This window comes from Streptomyces sp. HNM0645, assembly GCF_030056615.1.
Classification (GTDB): Bacteria; Actinomycetota; Actinomycetes; order Streptomycetales; family Streptomycetaceae; genus Streptomyces; species Streptomyces marianii.
The window spans coordinates 1-19,557 of the sequence record NZ_JASHLT010000016.1; the positions used below are offsets into that span (position 1 = coordinate 1).

The window sequence follows — 19,557 nt, forward strand, 5'->3', positions numbered from 1 at the left end:
CAGCGAGATCGGCCAGCAGACGGGACCCGGCATGGCTGACCACACCGTGGCCGTCGGCCGAGACGACGAGCTTGGGGCGCGAGGCGGTAGTGTGCACGCAGAAAGTGCCTTCCTGCTGGGATGACAGAGACCTTCGACAAGCCTCATCTTCCCAGCTCAGAGGGCACTTTCGCGTTTCGGATCAAGATCCGGACACCGCGGCAAGTGAAACAGGCAGGCTAGGCGTATTGCCCTGTGAGGTTGGGGACGCGGCTGGCGGGTGGTTTGCCTGCGAGCGCGGTGTGTCCGCGGGCGTGCCGCGTCAGGTGTACCGCGAGGCGCCGGATCGACGGCACCGGTCGTACTGATCACAACCGTCGGGCGAAGCCCGGCCGCCGCCGGTGCGGCGGCGGCCCAGGGCCCGCTGCGTCAGAGTTTGGTCAGTTTCGTGAACGGGCTGAGGATCCTCCCTTGTCGCCCTGAGAAGTCGACGAGGACGGCGTCGTCGCCCTCGACGCCGGTGACTCTTCCGAGTCCGAACTGATCATGCGATACCCGGTCTCCGACGTCGAAGTGCTCGATCGGCGGGGCGGGCGGGGTGGGGCGGTGGAAGGGACTGGTGGGCAGGTGACGCCGGGAACCGGCAGATTCAGTCATCACCTGCAGTATGTGCCCTCCCCCCGCTCCCGGTTCAATCCGCCGCCCACGGCCAGGCCGCGTCCCGGCCGGCCTCCAGCAGCGGCACCATCCGGAAAGCCGCGTCCGTCAGGCCGCCGAAGGTGTGCCGGTTGCCGGTGCCGGAGGGGCCGTGGCCCGCCCGGTACCCGGCCAGGTTCCAGGTGTAGACCGGGACCCGGTCCGGCACCTGCGCGGTCGGATCGCCGTGGCGGCTGTACGCGGCCTGCTCGTCGGTGACGATCAGCACCCGGTCGTGCTTCCGGTAGTGCCTGCGCACTGCCTCGGTGGTGTCGGTGCCGCCGAGGTCGCCGAACCGGCCCAGCACCTTCAGCACCGACTCGCCCCGCCGGTACTTCACGGGCCGGCTGGTCGTACCGAACTCCACCAGGTCCGCGTCGTCCGCCCGCATGGCGAGCGCCGTACCGAAGATCGCCGCCGCGTCCGCCCGGTTCAGCTCCGAACGGTCGGAGAGCCTCGACCACATCGAGCCCGAGCGATCGACCAGGATCAGCGTCCGGCCGGACAGCGCGGGCACACTGGCCAGCGAGTGGCCGAGTGCCGTCTCCAGCGGGTACGACCAGCGCAGCGACGGCGCGTGCCGGTAGGCGGCCAGGTAGCGGAAGGGGAACTGCCGCGAGGCCGCGACCGCCTCCGGGTCCGAGATCTTCGCCGCGACCCGCGCCGCCACCTCGTCGGACACCCCGGCCTGGTCGAAGTTGCGCAGGTTCCGCACCAGCGCCATGGCGCCCATGGCGGGGATCACGGCCTCCCAGGCGGCGGCGTCCATCGGGCCCTGCAACCAGCCCGCCAGCGCCTCCCAGGTCATCCCCGCCCGGGCCATCCGCTCGGCCGCGTCCGGCGCCATGACCACGGCACGCCGTTCCCCGGTCGGCAGTGCCATCAGCGCCCGGTGTGCGGTGAGCGTACGGTTCGAGGCGGGCGCGACGGCCGTGTCCGGATGGTGCCGACGGTCCAGGGCGTAGCGGAACAGCTCGCCCTGCCAGGGCTTGTCCGGGGCCGGCGAGGCGTGCACGAGGTTCAGCACGTCGCCGAACCGGTAGCCCTTGGCCGCGGTGTCGTACTTCAGCAGCGACTTCCCGGTGTAGAGGCGGCGTACGGCGTCGGCGACACCACGCTTCACCGGCTTCGGGATGTTCCGCCCGTACCGCGAGGTCCAGTAGCCGAGCAGTTCACCCGGCTCGTCGGCGCGGTGCAGCACGGACGCGACGACCTTTCGGTTCGCCGGTCCCTCGGTGGCACCGGCGTCCAGCCGGGCCCTCACGTACTCGGCGCCGGCGACGAGCGAGGCGGTACGCATGCCCGCGTCGCCGCGGAGCCATCCGATCAGGCCGGCGGTCCACTCGGGGTCCTCGACGGCGAGCCGGCGGACGAGTGCCGAGAAGCGGTCGTCCCGGGCCTCGCCGGACTCGTGGAAGGTCTGCTGGGACACGAAGTTGGCGACGGCGAGCAGAAAGAGCTCGGAGCGCGCGTCGCGCAGACGGCCCCGGCCGCCCTGGTGGGTGACCGTGGTGCGCCCGGTCGTCCGCACGGGCGAGACCGCGCGGGCCCTCGTGGAGCGGACGTTGAAGCGTGCCATGTGAATTCCCCCGAATTCGGTGTTTCCAGGGGAAGCGCAGCACGGAAGAGGGTGCCCGAGATCAGGGGTCGGCGACGGTTGCTGTGCCTGGTGCTCTGTCCGATTGAGCTACATGCCCCGAAGGCATGACGGGACTCGAACCCGCAGCCGCCAGATCCGGAAGTACCCGTCGCCTGCGCACCGGGCACCCTCTCCGCATGCTGGGCCTCCCGAGATCGGGTCGGCGGCGGTCCGATTTCTGTGGAAAAGAAGTAACCGCGGCCTGCGCACCGGGAGGTGCATGGAGTTGTGCCGTCCAGAGGACAGTTCGGCGGAACCGACAGTGGTGCTCTGGCCCCTGAGCTACACCGGCACGAGTGCCGGCGACGGGACTCGAACCCGTGGCCTCCCCGTTATGAGCGGAAGTAGGTCCTGCCTGCGCACCTGGACGTGGATCACTGTAGGGACGCGAGCGCGGGGCGCGCCAAGGGTTTTCCGGCCGCCGGACGGACCCGGGAGGCCGGGTGCTCAGCTGTGGGGCGTCGCGCACGGCCCGGCGCCCCACCGGCCCTGCGTCCCACGGAACCGGCCCGCGGAGGACCGGCCTCCCACCGACCGGCCCCGCACGGACGCGCGACGCCCACCACGAGCGCGGCACGGACACGGTGTCAGGGGCCGGCGGCACGGACGCGGTGTCAGCTGCGGGAGCGGGCCTTGAACGCCGCCTTGCGGGCGTCCTTCGCCGTCTTCTTGTCGGGGTGGAGACGCCCCATCGCCTCGAGGACGTCGACCGTGGCGGGGTGGTCGACGCGCCAGACCGCGTCGAAGAAGCCGCCGTGCTGACCCACCAGGCCCACGATCAGGTCCTGGACCTCCGCCAGATCGCCCTCGGCGTCGAGCTGGGCCGCGATGGTGTCGACGGCGAGCCAGAAGACCATGGCCTCCGGCGGCGGAGGAACGTCCGGTGCACCGCGCTCGGCGAGCCAGACGCGGGCGAGGCCGCCGAGTTCGCGATCGTCCAGGACGTCCCGGACCGCCGGTTCCGCCTCGGGTCCCGCGAGTGCGAGCGCCTGCTGGCAGCGCAGCCGACGCAGCGGCGCGCCGGGGTCGGTGCCCCGCGCGGCGGCGAGCAGCTCACGTGCGGCCTGCAGCGGGGCACGCGCGCCGAGCCACTGCGCGGTCTCCGCCCGCGCCGCCCCGTCGGGGTAGTACGCCACGCCGTCGAGCAGCGCGTCCGCGTCCTTGCCGGCGAGGTCGCCGACGACCGGAATCGACTCCCCGCTCTCGATCAGGCGGTTCCTGACTCCGTACAGTCCGAGCGGGGTGAGCTTCACCAGCCCGTAGCGCGAGACGTCCTCCTCGACGCCCGGGAGCGCCGGCTCGGCGCCCTCCTCGACCATCAGCGCCTCGTCGACCGGCCGGTACTCCACCAGCCCGATCGGCTCCAGCACCCGGAACTGGTCGTCGAGGCGCATCATCGCGTCGGAGACCTGCTCCAGCACGGCGTCGGTGGGCTCCCGCATGTCGTCCGGCACGATCATCGACGCGGCGAGGGCCGGCAGCGGAACCTGCCCCTCCACAACTCCCGTCCCCCCGGCCGTCAGCAGGTAGAGATTGCCGAGGACGCCGTCGAGGAACTCGGTCTCCGCCTCGGGGTCCCAGCCGAGCGCGTCGAAGTCGATGCCGCCGTCCGGGCCGATGATCGCGCCCGGATCCTCCAGCACGGGGGCGATGGCGTCGGCGAAGACCGCGTCGAAGGCGTCCTGCCAGAGTGCGAGCACGTCCTGCGGGCTGCCGCCGGTGACCAGCGGCAGCGCGCCGCCGGCGGTGACCGTGCCGAACTCGGCGCCGTCGTCCTCCGGATCCGTGACCTCGACGAGCCCGGTGTCCACGGCGATCCGCCATGCCTCGCTGGCGAACGCCCGGCCGTCCTCGTCCGGGGACAGCCCCAACGCCTCAGCAGCCGGAGCGAGTTGCTCGTCGGAGAGCTCACCGCCCGCGCCGACCCTGGTCTCCGGTCCGGCCCAGCGGGCCAGCCGCACGGCCCGGGCGAGCAGGGGCGCGCCCAGCGCGTCCCGCGCCAGTTCCGCGTCCGAGTGCAGTCGCACGGGCGGCAGGGCACGGCGTCCGGCGGGGCGGTCTGCTGGCATCTGGGGTCTCTCCTCGACTGTGGGCGATCCGGCTCGTGGCGGCCCCCAGCGTAGACGCAATTCGCCCGATGCCTTCCGATTCATGTACCCGTCAACCCCCGTACACCCGGCGCCTCTTGACAACTCACGCATCCACACAAGACATTGACGCGCGTAGAACCATCAGTGGTCCCACATGCCACCCCACAACCCTCACACCGGAGTTCCCTGATGTCTTCCATACCGAGATCTGCCGCCGTCGCAGCCGTCGTGGCCTCCGCACTGGCCGCCGGCCTGCTCGCCGGTTCCTCCTCGGCCGCCGCCGATGCCGAGAACGCGGACCCGACCGTCCGCATTCACGACATCCAGGGCACGACCCGTACGTCCCCGCTCGTCGGCCACCAGGTCACGGACGTCGAGGGCATCGTCATCGGTGTCCGTACGTACGGCTCCTCCCGCGGATTCTGGATCCAGGACCCCCAGGCCGATGCCGACCCCGCCACCAGCGAGGGAATCTTCGTCTTCACGGGCTCCACCCCGACGGTCGCCACCGGCGACGCGGTCAGGGTCTCGGGCACGGTCGGCGAGTACGTCCCCGGTGGCCTCAACTCCGGCAACCAGTCGATCACCCAGATCTCCAAGCCGACGATCACCGTGGTCTCCTCCGGGAACGCGCTGCCCGCGCCGGTGACGATCACCGCCCGTTCCGTGCCGTCGGCGTACGCGCCCGAGGGCGACCCCGCGGCCGGGAACAGCATCAACGCGCTGCCGCTGCGGCCCCGCGCGTACGCCCTGGACTACTACGAGTCCCTGGAGGGCAGCAACGTCCGGATCGGTTCTTCGCGCGTCGTCGGCGCCACCGACCCGTACTCGGAGCTGTGGGTCACGGTGAAGCCTTGGGAGAACCGCACCGTGCGCGGCGGCACCCGCTACGGCTCGTACGCCTCCCAGAACACGGGCAGGCTCCAGATCCAGTCGCTCGTGCCGACCGCCCAGCAGCCGTTCCCGAAGGCGAACGTCGGTGACGTGCTGTCCGGGACGACCGAGGGCCCGCTGGACTTCAGCCGGTTCGGCGGCTACACCATCACGGCCCGGACCCTCGGCACGGTGAAGGACCGCGGTCTGGAGCGCGAGCGCGCCCGCCAGGAGCGCCGCGGTGAGCTGTCCGTGGCCACGTACAACGTGGAGAACCTGGACCCGTCCGACCCGCAGGAGAAGTTCGACGCCCTGGCCCGGGCCGTCGTCGAGAACCTCGCCACGCCGGACATCATCGCCCTGGAGGAGATCCAGGACAACACAGGCGTGAAGAACGACGGCGTGGTCGCCGCGGACCAGACCGTCCGCAAGTTCACGGAGGCGATCGTCGCCGCCGGCGGTCCGGCGTACGACTTCCGCTCGGTCGACCCCGAGAACAACAAGGACGGAGGCCAGCCCGGCGGCAACATCCGCCAGGTGTTCCTCTTCAACCCCGAGCGGGTCTCCTTCACCGACCGTGCGGGCGGCACGGCGACCGCCGCGACCGGTGTCGTGCGGGAGAAGGGCCGCGCCGCCCTGACCCTCTCCCCCGGCCGGGTCGACCCGGCCAACGCGGCCTGGGAGAACAGCCGCAAGCCGCTCGCGGGAGAGTTCGTCTTCTGCGGCCGCACGGTGTTCGTCATCGCCAACCACTTCGGTTCGAAGGGCGGCGACGAGAGCCTGACCTCGCACCACCAGCCGCCGGCCCGGTCCTCCGAGGCCCAGCGCCTCCAGCAGGCCCAGACCGTGAACACCTTCGTGAAGGACATCCTGAAGGCCCAGCGCAACGCCGACGTGGTCGTGCTCGGCGACATCAACGACTTCGAGTTCTCCCGGACAACGAAGGCGCTGACGGACGGCGGTGCGCTGTACCCGGCCATCAAGTCGCTGCCGCGCGCGGAGCGTTACTCGTACGTGTACCAGGGCAACAGCCAGGTGCTGGACCAGATCCTGACCAGCCCGTCGATCGACGACTTCAGCTACGACAGCGTCCACATCAACGCGGAGTTCGCGGACCAGAACAGCGACCACGACCCGCAGGTGCTGCGCTTCCGTCCGTAACCGCGGAGCAGTCGGAACGCCCGGCGGGACGCGCAACGGCCGGGCGCCCGTCGCGGCGCCCGGCTCCGCCTCGGCACCGGGGCGGTCGGCCGCGGCGGCCCCGGACGCCCGTGCTCTCCCCGAGCGCGGGCGTCCGGCGCGTCACGCGGCTTCCCGTGGTGCCCGGGTGGTCGCGGCTCCGGCCGCTGCGCGGTCGGGGAGCCGGCCCCGCCGCCCGGCGCCCCCAGCGCCTCCCTGGTGCGGCCCGCCCTCCCGCTCGGCCAGTCGAGGACACGGGCACTGCCCGTGGCGGCGGCCCCAGGCCCGGCGTTCACCTCACCGCGCCAAAACGCTTCAGCAACGCTTCCCGTTGAAACCAAGCAGAACTAAGTGGACCTTCACAGTTGTCAGGGCGGACACTTCGGCCATGACGATGCAACGACCCCGGCCCCGCCCGTTCGGCCGTGCGCTCTGCTCGATGATCACGCCGTTCACCGCCGATGGCGGTCCCGATCTGGACGGCGCGCAGAAGCTGGCCGCCCACCTGGTGGCCGAGGGCTGCGACGGACTGGTGCTGAACGGCACCACGGGCGAGTCGCCCACCACCACCGACGCCGAGAAGACCGCACTCGTGCGGGCCGTACGCGAGGCCGTGGGTGAGCGAGCGGCCGTCGTCGCCGGCGTAGGCAGCGCGAGCACCCGGCACACCGTCGAGTTGGGCCGGGCAGCGGAGAACGCGGGGGCGGACGGCCTGCTGGTGGTGACCCCGTACTACAGCAGGCCGCCGCAGGACGCCCTCGCGGCCCACTTCCGGCAGGTCGCGGACGCGGTGGGCATTCCGCTGATGCTGTACGACATCCCGGGCCGCACCGGCACCCGCATCGAACCGGACACCCTGATGCGTGTGTCCGCCCACCCGCGGATCGTGGCCGTGAAGGACTGCGCGTACGACCTGCTCGGCAGCACCAAGGTGATCGCCCGGACCTCGCTGGCGTACTACTCGGGCTGCGAGGAGACGAACCTCCCGCTCTACGCCGTCGGCGCCGCCGGTTTCGTCAGCACCGTGGCGAACGCCGCCCCGCGCGCCATGCGTGCCGTCCTGGACGCCTTCGACGCGGGCCTGACGGCCGAGGCCACCGCGCTCAACCAGCTCACGCTGCCGCTCGCCGAGCTGATGATGGCGTCGGGGCTGCCGGGCACGGTGACCGCGAAGGCCCTGCTGGGGGCGATCGGACTGCCGGCCGGACCGGTCCGGGAACCGCTGCGGCCCGCCGACCGGGAGACGGCGGGCAGGCTACTGGCGGCGTACGAGGAACTCTCCCGGCTGCACCCGGCGACGCCGCGCGCGCACCGGGCCGGTGCGGCCCCGGAGGTCCCCGGCCGGGCTCAGTCGTCCACGTAGGTCGAGCCGAGGACGGCGGCGTGTTCCAGGACGTCCTCGAGCGGATCGTCGATCTGGCCGGTCGAGACCAGCGCCACCACCGGGGCGTTGTGCGAGTCGCTGTGGGTCTCGTCGGCGTGCGTGAGCCCGCACGGTCCCGCCACGGCCCAGAGCGTGAGTGTTCCGAGCACGACCGGCCTGGTCTTCATGTCGATTCCTCGCCTTGGCGTTTCGTAGGACTCCACGGTCACCTGTTCATCCGTCCGGCGGCGCCGGAGGTCACTCGGAGTCACACGAAAGCGTCAGCGAACCCCGGGGAGTGGACCTCCGGTCCCCGGGGCGGCTGACCGCGGACCTCAGTTGTGGCTGTGGAGCACCTCGTTGAGACCGCCCCAGACCGCGTTGTTCGGACGGGCCTCGACAGCGCCGGTCACCGAGTTCCGGCGGAAGAGGATGTTCGAGGCGCCGGACAGCTCACGGGCCTTGACGATCTGTCCGTCGGGCATGGTGACGCGGGTGCCCGCGGTGACGTAGAGACCGGCCTCGACGACGCACTCGTCGCCGAGCGCGATCCCGACACCCGCCTCGGCGCCGATCAGGCAGCGCTCGCCGACGGCGATGACCACGTTGCCGCCGCCGGAGAGCGTGCCCATGGTGGAGGCGCCGCCGCCGATGTCGGAGCCGTCGCCGATCACCACGCCGGCGGAGATACGGCCCTCGACCATGGAGGTGCCGAGGGTGCCCGCGTTGAAGTTGACGAAGCCCTCGTGCATGACCGTGGTGCCCTCGGCGAGATGCGCACCGAGCCGGACGCGGTCGGCATCGGCGATCCGGACGCCCTTGGGCGCCACGTAGTCCGTCATCCGCGGGAACTTGTCGATCGAGGTCACCTGGAGGTGGAGACCCTCGGCACGGGCGTTGAGCCGCACCCTCTCGACGTTGTCGACGGCGACCGGTCCCAGGGAGGTCCAGGCGACGTTGGCGAGCAGCCCGAAGACCCCGTCGAGGTTCTGGCCGTGCGGGCGCACGAGCCGGTGCGAGAGCAGGTGGAGGCGCAGGTAGGCGTCGTGCGCGTCGATCGGCTTCTCGTCGAGCGAGGCGATGACCGTGCGTACGGCGACGACCTCGACATCGCGCCGGGCGTCCACACCGACGGCCCTGGTGGCGCCTTCACCGAGCAGGTTGACCGCCTGGTCGGGCGTGAGCCGCTCGGTACCGGCAGGGCCGGGCTCGGCGGAGAGCTCGGGGGCGGGGAACCAGGTGTCGAGCACGGTGCCGTCACCGGCGATGGTGGCGAGGCCGGCGGCGACGGCGCCGGTGGGGCGAGGTGCGGTGGTGCTGTCGGGCGAGTCAGTCATGAGAAGAACCTAACCGGCGGGGCCGGGCGGGAGCGAACCGGTCTCAGGTGCCGGTCGTGCGCCCCGGCGGCCCGTCCGTCAGGCCGGACCGGTCGGCGACCCGCCCGGCGGACAGGAGCCGGTCCAGCATCTCGCGCGTGTACTCCTCGTCGTAGGCGGTGTCCGTGAGCAGGACCTGGAGGCAGATCCCGTCCATCAGCGCCACCAGGGCCCGGGCTGTCACCGGGTCGCTGCGGCGGGCGAGCACCTCGGCGACGCCCTCGGCCCACTCCGCCGCGACGGGGCGCAGCACGGGGCGGCGCAGGGCGGCGAGATAGAGCTCGTACTCCAGCTCCACTCCGCTCCGCTCGCGCCCGAGCCACTCCCCCATCAGCCGGGCCAGCTCACCGGCCGGATCCCGGCCGGGGTCCGCGAGGACCCCGCTGTTCCGGACGGCGACCGCGAAGCTCTCGTTGGCCTGGCGCAGCGCGGCGACCAGCAGCTCGTCCAGCGAGGCGAAGTGATACGTCGTCGAGCCCAGCGGCACGTCCGCCTCGGCGGCGACCGTGCGGTGGCTCAGCCCGGCGATGCCGAGGCGTCCGACCACCCGGATGGCGGCGTCGATGATCCGCTGGCGCCGATCGGGGTCGTACCGGCGTCCCATCAGTGCGCGCCGCCGAGGTTGAGCACGACGACGCCCGCGACGACCAGCGCGATGCCGGCGAGCTTCACGAGACTGGTGGACTCGTTCAGGAACACCATGCCGATCGCCGCGACGGCGGCGGTCCCGACACCCGCCCAGATCGCGTACGCCGTACCGACGGAGAGCGTCTTCAGTGTCTGCGCGAGCAGGACGAAGGCGATCACGTACCCGATGACGGTGGCCAGTGAGGGCCAGAGCCGGGTGAAGCCCTCGCTGTACTTCATCGCCGTGGTGCCGGCGACCTCCGCCGCGATCGCTGCGGCCAGCAGTCCGTAAGCCATGTGTACGACCGTACACAAGAAGGGTCCGGTCGTACACGACGAGAGGGGTACCGGCGTCCTCCGGCGCGTTCGGGCCAGCTACCGTGTCCCGGTCAGATGGGGCGACTGGGTGGGGACGAGACTCATGCCGGACAACATGGGGCCGGGATCCGGACCGTACGACGGCATACCCGGCTCGGGTGGGGTGCCCGGCCACGGCCACCCTTCGGGCTGGGGCGGGACGCCGGGATACGGCGGGCCCCCCGGGTGGGGCGGCTGGGGACCTCCTCCGGCGCCGAAGCCGGGAGTGATACCGCTGCGCCCGCTCGACCTCGGTGACGTCCTGGTCGGCGCGTTCGCATCGATCGGCCGTGGCTGGAAGCAGCTGTACGGCACGGCCGTCGCCGTCTACCTCGCCGCCGTACTGCTGGTCGGCGGGGCGATCGCGGTGGCGTACTCGGCGGTCGGAGACCGGCTGCGCGAGATCATCGACCTGCCCCGGGGCGGGGAGCCGTCCTGGGCGCAGGTGCAGCCCCTGGTCGTCGCGTTCGTGTGCGTCTGGGCGTTCGCCCTCGTGGTGATGCTCCTGTCCACGGCGGTGGTCACGGCCGCGGTCCCCGCCGTCCTCCAGGACACGGTGCTCGGCCGGCCGGTCGTCTTCGGCGCGGTCTGGCGCCGGGCCTGGGAGAGGGTTCCGGCGGTGCTGGGGACCGTCCTCCTCACCGGCCTGATCGGTCTCGTGCCCATGGCCCTGCTGATGGCCGTCTTCGTGGCCCTCATGGTCGGCCTGTCGGCCTCGCTGGACGGGGACGCCAACGCGGCCGGCGGGCTGGCCGCGTTCGGCTTCCTCGGAGTACTGGCCACCGCGCCGGTCGTGACCTGGCTCTGGGTGAAGTTCAGCCTCGCCCCGCATGTCGCGGTCTTCGAGGGACAGGGCCCGGTCCGGTCGATGCGCCGCTCCTGGGACCTGGTGCGCGGCGGCTGGTGGCGGATCTTCGGGATCTCGCTGCTCGGCTATCTGATGGCGGCGGCGGCGGGTTTCGCGATCCGCGAGGCCGTCGACATGGCGAGCTTCGTCCCGATGGCGGGTACCGGGCCCCTGCGGGAGAGCCAGGACCTCACGACGCTCCTCGTCGGGCTGTCCGGCTGGTTCGCCCTGGCACTGGTCGGCCAGTTGGTCGCCCAGATCGTCACCTCGACGTTCCCCCAGCTGGTGACCGGGCTCCTCTACGTCGACCAGCGCATCCGCAACGAGAACCTGGCACCGGTGCTGGCCTCCGCGGCGGGCGGTGCGGGACCGCATCCGCCTGCCCCGCCGGTCGTCGGCTGACCGGCACGGGCCCGTGCGCACGAACGGCCGTGCCCGCCAGTCTGCCTGGCGGGCACGGCCGTACCGGTCCCCGTGGACCATCACGTCCGCGTGCCCCGGACGTCCCGGACGCCCTCCCGCCACGGAGACTCCCGTGACGGAGCACGCCGTCCCGGCAGCGCCCGGTCGTCGGGGCGGGGCCGAGCGGTCTCAGACGTTGAAGCCGAGCGCCCTCAGCTGCTCACGGCCGTCGTCCGTGATCTTGTCCGGTCCCCACGGCGGCATCCAGACCCAATTGATCTTCAACTCGTTGACGATGCCGTCGGTCGCGGCCTTCGCCTGGTCCTCGATCACGTCCGTCAGCGGGCAGGCCGCGGACGTCAGCGTCATGTCCAGGGTCGCAATGTTGGCGTCGTCGATGTGGATGCCGTAGATCAGCCCGAGGTTGACCACGTCGATGCCCAGCTCGGGATCGACGACGTCGTACAGGGCCTCGCGGACCTCCTCCTCGGATGCCTTCGTGCCGGTCGGCGCCGCAGCCTCGGAGGAGAAGGTCTCCTCGTCCGGCCAGTCCTTCTCCGCCGTGGTCTCGCGGTTCTCAGTCATGCGGTCTTCCCTTCGAACAGCGCCTGCGCCGTCGCGTCCTTCCATGCCATCCAGCTCAGGAGGGCGCACTTCACTCGCGCCGGGTACTTGGAGACGCCGGCGAACGCGACCGCGTCCTCCAGCACCTCCTCCATCGCGTCGTCCGGCTCGATCTGGCCCTTGGACTGCATCAGCTCCAGAAACGTCGCCTGGATCTTCTGCGCCTCGGCGAGCTCCTTGCCGACGAGCAGTTCGTTCAGCACGGAGGCGGACGCCTGGCTGATGGAGCAGCCCTGCCCCTCGTAGGAGACGTCCTCGATACGTGTGCCGTCGTACTTCACACGCATCGTGATCTCGTCGCCGCAGGTGGGGTTGACGTGGTGCACCTCGGCGTCGCCGTCCCGCAAGCCCCGCCCGTGCGGGTGCTTGTAGTGGTCCAGGATGACGTCCTGGTACATCGAATCAAGCTTCACGTCAGGCCCCTCAGCCGAAGAAGTTACGGACGTGCTCCAAGCCGTCGACCAGTGCGTCCACCTCGCCCGGCGTGGAGTACAGATAGAACGACGCCCTGGTGGTCGCGGGAATTCCGTACCGGAGGCACACCGGCCGTGCGCAGTGGTGGCCGACCCGGACGGCGATGCCCTGCTCGTCGAGCACCTGCCCCACGTCGTGCGGGTGGATGTCCCCGAGCACGAAGGAGATCGCCGCGCCGCGGTCCTCGGCCGTGACCGGGCCGATGATCCGCAGGTCGGGGACCTCCTGCAGCCGCTGGACGGCGTACTCGGTGATCGCGTGCTCGTGCTGCGCGATCCGGTCCATGCCGATCGCGTCGAGGTAGTCCACGGCGGCACCGAGGCCGACGGCCTGGGCGATCGGGGGCGTCCCGGCCTCGAACTTGTGCGGCGCCGGGGCGTACGTCGACGAGTGCATCGAGACGGTCTCGATCATCTCGCCGCCGCCCAGGAACGGCGGGAGGTCCTCCAGCAGCTCCTGGCGGCCCCAGAGCACGCCGATGCCGGTCGGGCCGCACATCTTGTGGCCGGTGAACGCGACGAAGTCGGCGCCGAGGGCCTGGACGTCCAGCGGCATGTGCGGGGCGGCCTGCGAGGCGTCGACGAGGACGAGCGCTCCGACCTCCTGCGCCCGGCGGACGATCTGCTCGACCGGGTTGACCGTCCCCAGGATGTTGGAGACCAGCACGAAGGAGACGATCTTCGTCTTCTCCGTGATGACCTCCTCGATGTTGGAGAGGTCGAGGCGGCCGTCGTCGGTGAGGCCGAACCACTTCAGCTTCGCGCCGGTGCGCTGGGCCAGCAGCTGCCACGGAACGATGTTGGAGTGGTGCTCCATCTCCGTGATGACTATCTCGGTCTCGCGGTCCACGCGGTAGGGCTCGTCGGCCCAGCCCAGCATGTTCGCCACGAGGTTCAGCGACTCCGACGCGTTCTTGGTGAAGATCACCTCGTCGCGGCTCGGCGCGTTGACGAAGGAGGCGACCTTGTCGCGAGCGCCCTCGTACAGTGCCGTGGCCTCCTCGGCGAGCACGTGCACTCCGCGGTGGACATTGGCGTTGTAGCGCTCGTAGTACTCGGCGACCGCGTCCAGCACCTGGCGCGGCTTCTGCGAGGTCGCCGCGTTGTCCAGGTACACGAGCTTCCTGCCGTCGTGGAGCACGCGGTCCAGGATCGGGAAGTCCTTGCGGATCGCCTCGGTGTCGAGGAGGCCCGGCATCTGTGTCACGCGGATACGCCACCCTTCGTGTAGGCCTCGTAGCCCTCGGCCTCGAGCTTGTCGGCGAGCTCGGCTCCGCCGGACTCGGCGATGCGGCCGTTCGCGAACACGTGGACGAAGTCGGGCTTGATGTAGCGCAGGATGCGCGTGTAGTGGGTGATCAGCAGGGTGCCGACCTCACCGGTCTCGCGGACGCGGTTGACGCCCTCGGAGACCGTGCGCAACGCGTCGACGTCGAGGCCGGAGTCCGTCTCGTCGAGGATCGCGATCTTCGGCTTGAGGAGCTCCAGCTGGAGGATCTCGTGGCGCTTCTTCTCACCGCCGGAGAAGCCCTCGTTCACGTTCCGCTCGGCGAACGAGGGGTCCATCTGGAGGCTCGCCATGGTCTCCTTGACCTCCTTCACCCAGGTACGCAGCTTGGGCGCCTCGCCGCGGATCGCGGTGGCGGAGGTGCGCAGGAAGTTGGAGACCGAGACACCGGGGACCTCGACCGGGTACTGCATGGCGAGGAAGACGCCGGCGCGGGCGCGCTCGTCGACGGACATCTCCAGGACGTCCTCGCCGTCCAGGGTCACGGTGCCACCGGTGATCGTGTACTTGGGGTGGCCCGCGAGAGAGTAGGCGAGGGTCGACTTGCCGGAGCCGTTGGGGCCCATGATGGCGTGGGTCTCGCCCTGCTTCACGGTCAGGTCGACGCCCTTGAGGATCTCCCGGGGGCCGTTCTCGGCCTCGACGGAGACGTGCAGGTCGCGGATTTCAAGCGTTGCCATGGGTGACTCAGGACTCCTGGGTGACGGAGACGAGCACATCGTCCCCTTCGATCTTTACGGGGTACACGGGGACGGGGCGCGTCGCGGGAAGGCCGGACGGTTTGCCGGTGCGGAGGTCGAAGCTGGAGCCGTGCAGCCAGCACTCGATCTGGCAGTCCTCCACCTCGCCCTCGGAGAGGGAGACGTTCGCGTGCGAGCAGATGTCGTGGATCGCGAACACCTCGCCCTCCGTACGGACGACGGAGACCGGCGTGCCGTCGAGTTCCACCCGCTTCGGGGTGTCCTCCTCCAGCTCGCTCAGCCCACAGGCGCGGACGAAGGCCATCAGACGGACGCCTCCAGCTCGGCCTCGATCTTGGCGATGAGGCGCTCCTCCACGTCCGGCAGACCGATCTGCTGGACGAGTTCGGCGAAGAAGCCGCGGACGACGAGGCGGCGGGCCTCGGTCTCCGGGATCCCCCGGGCCATCAGGTAGAAGAGCTGCTCGTCGTCGAAGCGGCCGGTGGCGGAGGCGTGGCCGGCGCCGACGATCTCACCGGTCTCGATCTCCAGGTTGGGCACGGAGTCGACGCGGGCGCCGTCGGTCAGAACCAGGTTGCGGTTCATCTCGTAGGTGTCGGTGCCCTCGGCCTTGGCCTCGATGAGGACGTCACCGATCCAGACGGCGTGCGCGTCGTCGCCCTGGAGCGCGCCCTTGTAGACGACGTTGGACTTGCAGTGCGGCGTGTTGTGGGTGACCAGGAGGCGGTGCTCCTGGTGCTGGCCGGCATCGGTGAAGTACAGGCCGAACAGCTCGGCCTCGCCGCCCGGACCCGCGTACTCGACACGGGGGTGGAGGCGCACGACGTCGCCGCCGAAGGTGACCACGACCGACTTGAAGGTGGCGTCACGGCCGACGAGCACGTTGTGCTGCGAGCAGTGCACCGCCGTGTCGTCCCAGTCCTGGACGGAGACGAAGGTGACCTTGGCGCCGTCGCCGATCAGGAAGTCCACGTTGGCGGCGCGCACGGCGTCACCGGTGTGGTCGATGACGATGACGACCTCGGAGAAGGCGCCGACCTCGAAGACCGTGTGCCCGAAGGTGGTGCCGCCCTCGCCGTGCAGGGTGACCCGCACCGGCTCGGTCAGGACCGTCTCCTTGGGGACCGAGACGACGGTGGCCTTCTCGAACGAGGAGAACGCCTGCGCGGCGACGCGGTCGACGGGCGTGCCCGCCCTGCCGATGCGCGCGTCGTCACGGCCCACGGACTCGACGGTGACGCCGTCGGGGGCGTTCACCTCCGCCTTGATCGAACCGTCGGCCTTCGCGGTGCCGTCGTGGAGGCCCTTCAGGCGCTCCAGCGGCGTGAACCGCCACTCCTCCTCGCGGCCGTGCGGGACCGGGAAGTCCGCCACGTCGAAGGACGGGGGCGCGCTCATGCGCGTGGCGACGGTCGACTCCGCGGCCACCGCGATCGAGCCGGCGGTGGTGGAACCCACCGGGATGTTCTGAGCCTCAGCCATGGCTGTCGTGTTGCTCTCTTCCTACGTGAGAATTCTGCGTCGCTGCGGGTGGGGCGCCGGCGTCAGCCGACCGCACCCTCCATCTGCAGCTCGATCAGCCGGTTGAGCTCCAGGGCGTACTCCATGGGCAGCTCCTTGGCGATCGGCTCGACGAAGCCGCGCACGATCATCGCCATCGCCTCGTCCTCGGAGAGGCCGCGGCTCATCAGGTAGAAGAGCTGGTCCTCGGAGACCTTGGAGACGGTGGCCTCGTGCCCCATGGAGACGTCGTCCTCGCGGACGTCGACGTACGGGTAGGTGTCGGACCGGGAGATCGTGTCGACGAGCAGGGCGTCGCAGAGCACGTTGGACTTGGCACCGGGGGCGCCCTCGCCGATCTCGATCAGACCGCGGTACGAGGTGCGGCCGCCGCCTCGCGCCACCGACTTGGAGACGATGTTCGACGAGGTGTTCGGCGCCATGTGGACCATCTTGGCGCCGGCGTCCTGGTGCTGGCCCTCGCCCGCGAAGGCGATGGACAGGGTCTCGCCCTTGGCGTGCTCACCCATCAGGTACACGGCGGGGTACTTCATCGTGACCTTGGAGCCGATGTTGCCGTCGATCCACTCCATGGTCGCGCCCTCGTACGCCACGGCGCGCTTGGTGACCAGGTTGTAGACGTTGTTCGACCAGTTCTGGATGGTCGTGTAGCGGCAGCGGGCGCCCTTCTTGACGATGATCTCGACCACGGCGCTGTGCAGCGAGTCCGAGGAGTAGATCGGGGCGGTGCAGCCCTCGACGTAGTGGACGTAGGCGTCCTCGTCGACGATGATCAGCGTCCGCTCGAACTGGCCCATGTTCTCGGTGTTGATCCGGAAGTAGGCCTGGAGCGGGATCTCGACGTGCACGCCCTTCGGCACGTAGATGAAGGAGCCGCCGGACCACACCGCGGTGTTCAGCGAGGCGAACTTGTTGTCACCGGCCGGGATGACCGTGCCGAAGTACTCCTTGAAGAGTTCCGGGTGCTCCTTCAGCGCGGTGTCGGTGTCCAGGAAGATGACGCCCTGCTCCTCCAGGTCCTCGCGGATCTGGTGGTAGACGACCTCGGACTCGTACTGCGCGGCGACACCGGCCACGAGGCGCTGCTTCTCGGCCTCGGGGATGCCGAGCTTGTCGTACGTGTTCTTGATGTCCTCGGGCAGGTCCTCCCAGGACTCCGCCTGCTTCTCCGTGGACCGCACGAAGTACTTGATGTTGTCGAAGTCGATGCCGGAGAGGTCGGAGCCCCAGTTCGGCATGGGCTTCTTGTCGAAGAGCTTCAGGCCCTTCAGACGCATCTTCAGCATCCACTCGGGCTCGGACTTCTTCGCGGAGATGTCCCGGACCACGTCCTCCGAGAGGCCGCGCTTCGCGGAGGCGCCCGCGACGTCGGAGTCGGCCCAGCCGTATTCGTACTTGCCCAGGCCCTCGAGCTCAGGGTGGGCAGTCTCCGTGGGGAGAGTCATGCGGGGTTCCTCCCGGCCGTGCTTGCAGATGCTTGCGAAGTGGTCTTGTCGGTGTTGCTGGTCGTGCTGGTCCCGCCGGACCCGTCGCCCGGCCGGCCGTCGGGCCGGTGGCCGGCCTTCGGGATGAAGGTCGTGCACACGCCGTCACCGTGGGCGATGGTGGCCAGACGCTGTACGTGCGTGCCGAGCAGACGGGAGAAGACCTCGGTCTCCGCCTCGCACAGCTGCGGATACCGCTCGGCCACATGGGCGACGGGGCAGTGGTGCTGACACAGCTGCTCGCCGACCGGAGCGTTACGCGCCGTGGCAGCGTACCCGTCCGCGGTCAACGCCCTGGCCAGAGCATCGGTACGCGCCTCGGGATCGGCGGCCTCCACGGCCCGGCGGTACGCCTCGGCCTGGGCCTCCATGCGGTCGCGGGCGAAGGCGGCGACGGCGGCCTCGCCTCCCGCGTTCTCCTCGATCCAGCGGAGGGCGTCCACGGCGAGCACGTCGTAGGACTGGTCGAATGCGTCCCGGCCGCAGTCGGTGAGCGCGAAGACCTTGGCGGGCCTGCCTCGGGTGCGGGCGCCGTACACGCGCTGCTCACGGGCCGCGACGACGTCGTCGGAGACGAGTGCGTCCAGATGACGGCGCACGGCGGCCTGGGTGAGTCCGAGGCGCCCGGCGAGATCGGCGACGGTGGAAGGGCCGTGGTCCAGGATGGACCGCGCGACCCGGTTGCGGGTGGACCGCTCCCCGGTCGCGAGCTCCTCCTGGGGGGACTCCCCCACAGCTCCGCCGTTTTTCACAACGCCATTGTTGCGTAATTCCCGAGAGACTGACAAGCCGCGCCCCGCCGGGCGGGCGGTGCCGTACATCACTTAGGGAAACCTAACCTGACCTGCGGAAACGATCAGCCGTGGGATCGATCCGGCGGCGTCCGGCACGGGCCGGCGGAAGGCGCACCCGGTACCCGCCCACCCCCGCTGACCGGCGATTCGTCCCTCCCGGAGCGCCCCCGCGCAGCGCCGTCCCGAGGCTGCGGCCACCACCTCCCCGGCACCCCGGCGGGTGGCCGGATCCATGCCCTCCCCCGGGCCGGGATCCCGCCCCGGGGCGCCGGTGCCCCCTCCCCCCTCCCTAGACTGCCCGGCATGAACAACGAGTCCGCCGTCCGGGTACGGGGCCTGGTCAAACGGTACGGAGCCAGAACCGCGGTGGACGGGCTCGACCTCGACGTCCGCACCGGCACGGTCACCGCCGTCCTCGGTCCGAACGGGGCCGGGAAGACCACCACCGTCGAGACCTGCGAGGGCTACCGCCGCGCCGACTCCGGCACGGTCCGCGTCCTCGGTCTCGACCCGGTCGCCGACGCCGCGCGGCTACGCCCGCGGATCGGCGTGATGCTGCAGTCCGGCGGCGTGTACTCGGGCGCCCGAGCCGACGAGATGCTGCGCCACATGGCGAAGCTGCACGCCCACCCCCTCGACGTGGACGCCCTGATCGAACGGCTCGGCCTCGGCTCCTGCGGCCGGACGGCGTACCGGCGGCTCTCGGGCGGACAGCAGCAGCGGCTGGCCCTGGCCATGGCCGTCGTGGGACGCCCCGAACTGGTCTTCCTGGACGAGCCGACCGCCGGACTCGACCCCCAGGCCCGGCGCGCCACCTGGAACCTCGTGCGCGAGCTGCGCGCCGACGGGGTGACGGTCGTGCTGACCACGCACTTCATGGACGAGGCGGAAGCACTCGCCGACGACGTCGCGATCGTCGACGCGGGCCGGGTCGCCGCCCAGGGCAGCCCCGAGGAGCTGTGCCGCGGCGGCGCCGAGAACACGCTCCGCTTCACCGGCCGTCCCGGCCTGGACCTCGGCTCTCTGCTGAAGGCACTGCCGGACGGCACCGCGGCGGCCGAGCTGACACCGGGCGCGTACCGGATCAGCGGCAGCGTCGACCCGCAGCTGCTCGCCACCGTCACCTCCTGGTGCGCGCAGCACGGGGTGATGCCGGGCGGCATCTCGGTGGAGCGCCACACCCTCGAGGACGTCTTCCTGGAGCTCACGGGGAAGGAGCTGCGGTCGTGACCGCTGAGGTGACC

At 70.9% G+C, this 19,557-nt stretch carries 19 protein-coding genes; 4 read left to right on the plus strand and 15 right to left on the minus strand.

Annotation, left to right across the window (positions count from 1 at the left end):
* Nucleotides 1-408: 408 nt before the first annotated feature.
* The 3 genes from QMZ92_RS13440 to QMZ92_RS13450 form a co-directional block, all read right to left on the minus strand.
* Nucleotides 409-636: a hypothetical protein gene (locus QMZ92_RS13440; protein WP_283297606.1), complete on the minus strand. Its 228-nt coding sequence runs from the start codon at nt 634-636 to the stop codon at nt 409-411.
* A 34-nt stretch (nt 637-670) separates the two neighbouring features.
* The gene (locus tag QMZ92_RS13445) at nt 671-2,254 is read right to left on the minus strand and encodes a TROVE domain-containing protein (protein WP_283297607.1); all 1,584 of its coding nucleotides are present in this window, start codon (nt 2,252-2,254) and stop codon (nt 671-673) included.
* Between the two features lie 674 nt (nt 2,255-2,928).
* Nucleotides 2,929-4,383, minus strand: a complete 1,455-nt coding sequence (locus QMZ92_RS13450) for a hypothetical protein (protein ID WP_283297608.1) — start codon at nt 4,381-4,383, stop codon at nt 2,929-2,931.
* A 210-nt stretch (nt 4,384-4,593) separates the two neighbouring features.
* Here QMZ92_RS13450 and QMZ92_RS13455 point away from each other — a divergent pair, with 210 nt between their 5' ends.
* Nucleotides 4,594-6,438 carry a DUF8508 domain-containing protein gene (locus tag QMZ92_RS13455; RefSeq protein ID WP_283297609.1) on the plus strand — a complete coding sequence of 615 codons (1,845 nt, stop codon included), beginning with the start codon at nt 4,594-4,596 and terminating at the stop codon, nt 6,436-6,438.
* 412 nt (nt 6,439-6,850) lie between these two features.
* The gene (dapA, locus tag QMZ92_RS13460; RefSeq protein ID WP_502962048.1) at nt 6,851-7,819 is read left to right on the plus strand and encodes a 4-hydroxy-tetrahydrodipicolinate synthase; all 969 of its coding nucleotides are present in this window, start codon (nt 6,851-6,853) and stop codon (nt 7,817-7,819) included.
* Here the strand turns inward: dapA and QMZ92_RS13465 are convergent.
* From QMZ92_RS13465 to QMZ92_RS13480, 4 genes are all read right to left on the minus strand, one after another.
* Complete coding sequence (locus QMZ92_RS13465) at nt 7,804-8,007, minus strand: hypothetical protein (RefSeq protein ID WP_283297611.1); 204 nt, start codon at nt 8,005-8,007, stop codon at nt 7,804-7,806. The two genes, dapA and QMZ92_RS13465, sit on opposite strands and share 16 nt — an antisense overlap.
* Nucleotides 8,008-8,154: 147 nt before the next feature.
* A complete protein-coding gene (gene dapD, locus QMZ92_RS13470) occupies nt 8,155-9,156 on the minus strand; it encodes a 2,3,4,5-tetrahydropyridine-2,6-dicarboxylate N-succinyltransferase (RefSeq protein ID WP_283297612.1) in 1,002 nt (333 codons plus the stop codon).
* Between the two features lie 43 nt (nt 9,157-9,199).
* Nucleotides 9,200-9,799, minus strand: a complete 600-nt coding sequence (locus QMZ92_RS13475) for a TetR/AcrR family transcriptional regulator (protein WP_283297613.1) — start codon at nt 9,797-9,799, stop codon at nt 9,200-9,202.
* On the minus strand, nt 9,799-10,119 hold the full coding sequence (locus QMZ92_RS13480) for a DMT family transporter (protein ID WP_502962046.1): 321 nt from the start codon (nt 10,117-10,119) through the stop codon (nt 9,799-9,801). The genes QMZ92_RS13475 and QMZ92_RS13480 overlap by 1 nt, the downstream gene beginning before the upstream one ends.
* 286 nt (nt 10,120-10,405) lie before the next feature.
* On the opposite strand from QMZ92_RS13480, the gene QMZ92_RS13485 reads away from it, so the two are divergent.
* Nucleotides 10,406-11,428 carry a DUF7847 domain-containing protein gene (locus QMZ92_RS13485; RefSeq protein WP_283297614.1) on the plus strand — a complete coding sequence of 341 codons (1,023 nt, stop codon included), beginning with the start codon at nt 10,406-10,408 and terminating at the stop codon, nt 11,426-11,428.
* Between the two features lie 189 nt (nt 11,429-11,617).
* Here the strand turns inward: QMZ92_RS13485 and QMZ92_RS13490 are convergent, their stop codons facing one another.
* From QMZ92_RS13490 to QMZ92_RS13525, 8 genes are all read right to left on the minus strand, one after another.
* Nucleotides 11,618-12,013 carry a metal-sulfur cluster assembly factor gene (locus QMZ92_RS13490; protein WP_283297615.1) on the minus strand — a complete coding sequence of 132 codons (396 nt, stop codon included), beginning with the start codon at nt 12,011-12,013 and terminating at the stop codon, nt 11,618-11,620.
* A complete protein-coding gene (gene sufU / locus QMZ92_RS13495) occupies nt 12,010-12,465 on the minus strand; it encodes a Fe-S cluster assembly sulfur transfer protein SufU (protein WP_283297616.1) in 456 nt (151 codons plus the stop codon). The genes QMZ92_RS13490 and sufU overlap by 4 nt, the downstream gene beginning before the upstream one ends.
* Before the next feature lie 10 nt (nt 12,466-12,475).
* On the minus strand, nt 12,476-13,732 hold the full coding sequence (locus QMZ92_RS13500) for a cysteine desulfurase (RefSeq protein WP_283297617.1): 1,257 nt from the start codon (nt 13,730-13,732) through the stop codon (nt 12,476-12,478).
* The gene (gene sufC / locus QMZ92_RS13505; RefSeq protein ID WP_138055982.1) at nt 13,729-14,493 is read right to left on the minus strand and encodes a Fe-S cluster assembly ATPase SufC; all 765 of its coding nucleotides are present in this window, start codon (nt 14,491-14,493) and stop codon (nt 13,729-13,731) included. Before sufC ends, QMZ92_RS13500 begins: the two co-directional genes overlap by 4 nt.
* 7 nt (nt 14,494-14,500) lie before the next feature.
* Nucleotides 14,501-14,818 carry a non-heme iron oxygenase ferredoxin subunit gene (locus tag QMZ92_RS13510; RefSeq protein WP_017948817.1) on the minus strand — a complete coding sequence of 106 codons (318 nt, stop codon included), beginning with the start codon at nt 14,816-14,818 and terminating at the stop codon, nt 14,501-14,503.
* Nucleotides 14,818-15,996: a Fe-S cluster assembly protein SufD gene (gene sufD / locus QMZ92_RS13515; protein WP_283297618.1), complete on the minus strand. Its 1,179-nt coding sequence runs from the start codon at nt 15,994-15,996 to the stop codon at nt 14,818-14,820. Before sufD ends, QMZ92_RS13510 begins: the two co-directional genes overlap by 1 nt.
* Nucleotides 15,997-16,058: 62 nt before the next feature.
* On the minus strand, nt 16,059-17,480 hold the full coding sequence (gene sufB, locus QMZ92_RS13520; RefSeq protein WP_283297619.1) for a Fe-S cluster assembly protein SufB: 1,422 nt from the start codon (nt 17,478-17,480) through the stop codon (nt 16,059-16,061).
* Nucleotides 17,477-18,271 (minus strand): helix-turn-helix transcriptional regulator, encoded by a 795-nt coding sequence (locus tag QMZ92_RS13525; protein ID WP_283297620.1) that lies wholly within the window; start codon nt 18,269-18,271, stop codon nt 17,477-17,479. The genes sufB and QMZ92_RS13525 overlap by 4 nt, the downstream gene beginning before the upstream one ends.
* Before the next feature lie 345 nt (nt 18,272-18,616).
* Here QMZ92_RS13525 and QMZ92_RS13530 point away from each other — a divergent pair, with 345 nt between their 5' ends.
* Nucleotides 18,617-19,543, plus strand: a complete 927-nt coding sequence (locus tag QMZ92_RS13530) for an ABC transporter ATP-binding protein (RefSeq protein ID WP_283297621.1) — start codon at nt 18,617-18,619, stop codon at nt 19,541-19,543.
* Nucleotides 19,544-19,557: the final 14 nt, after the last annotated feature.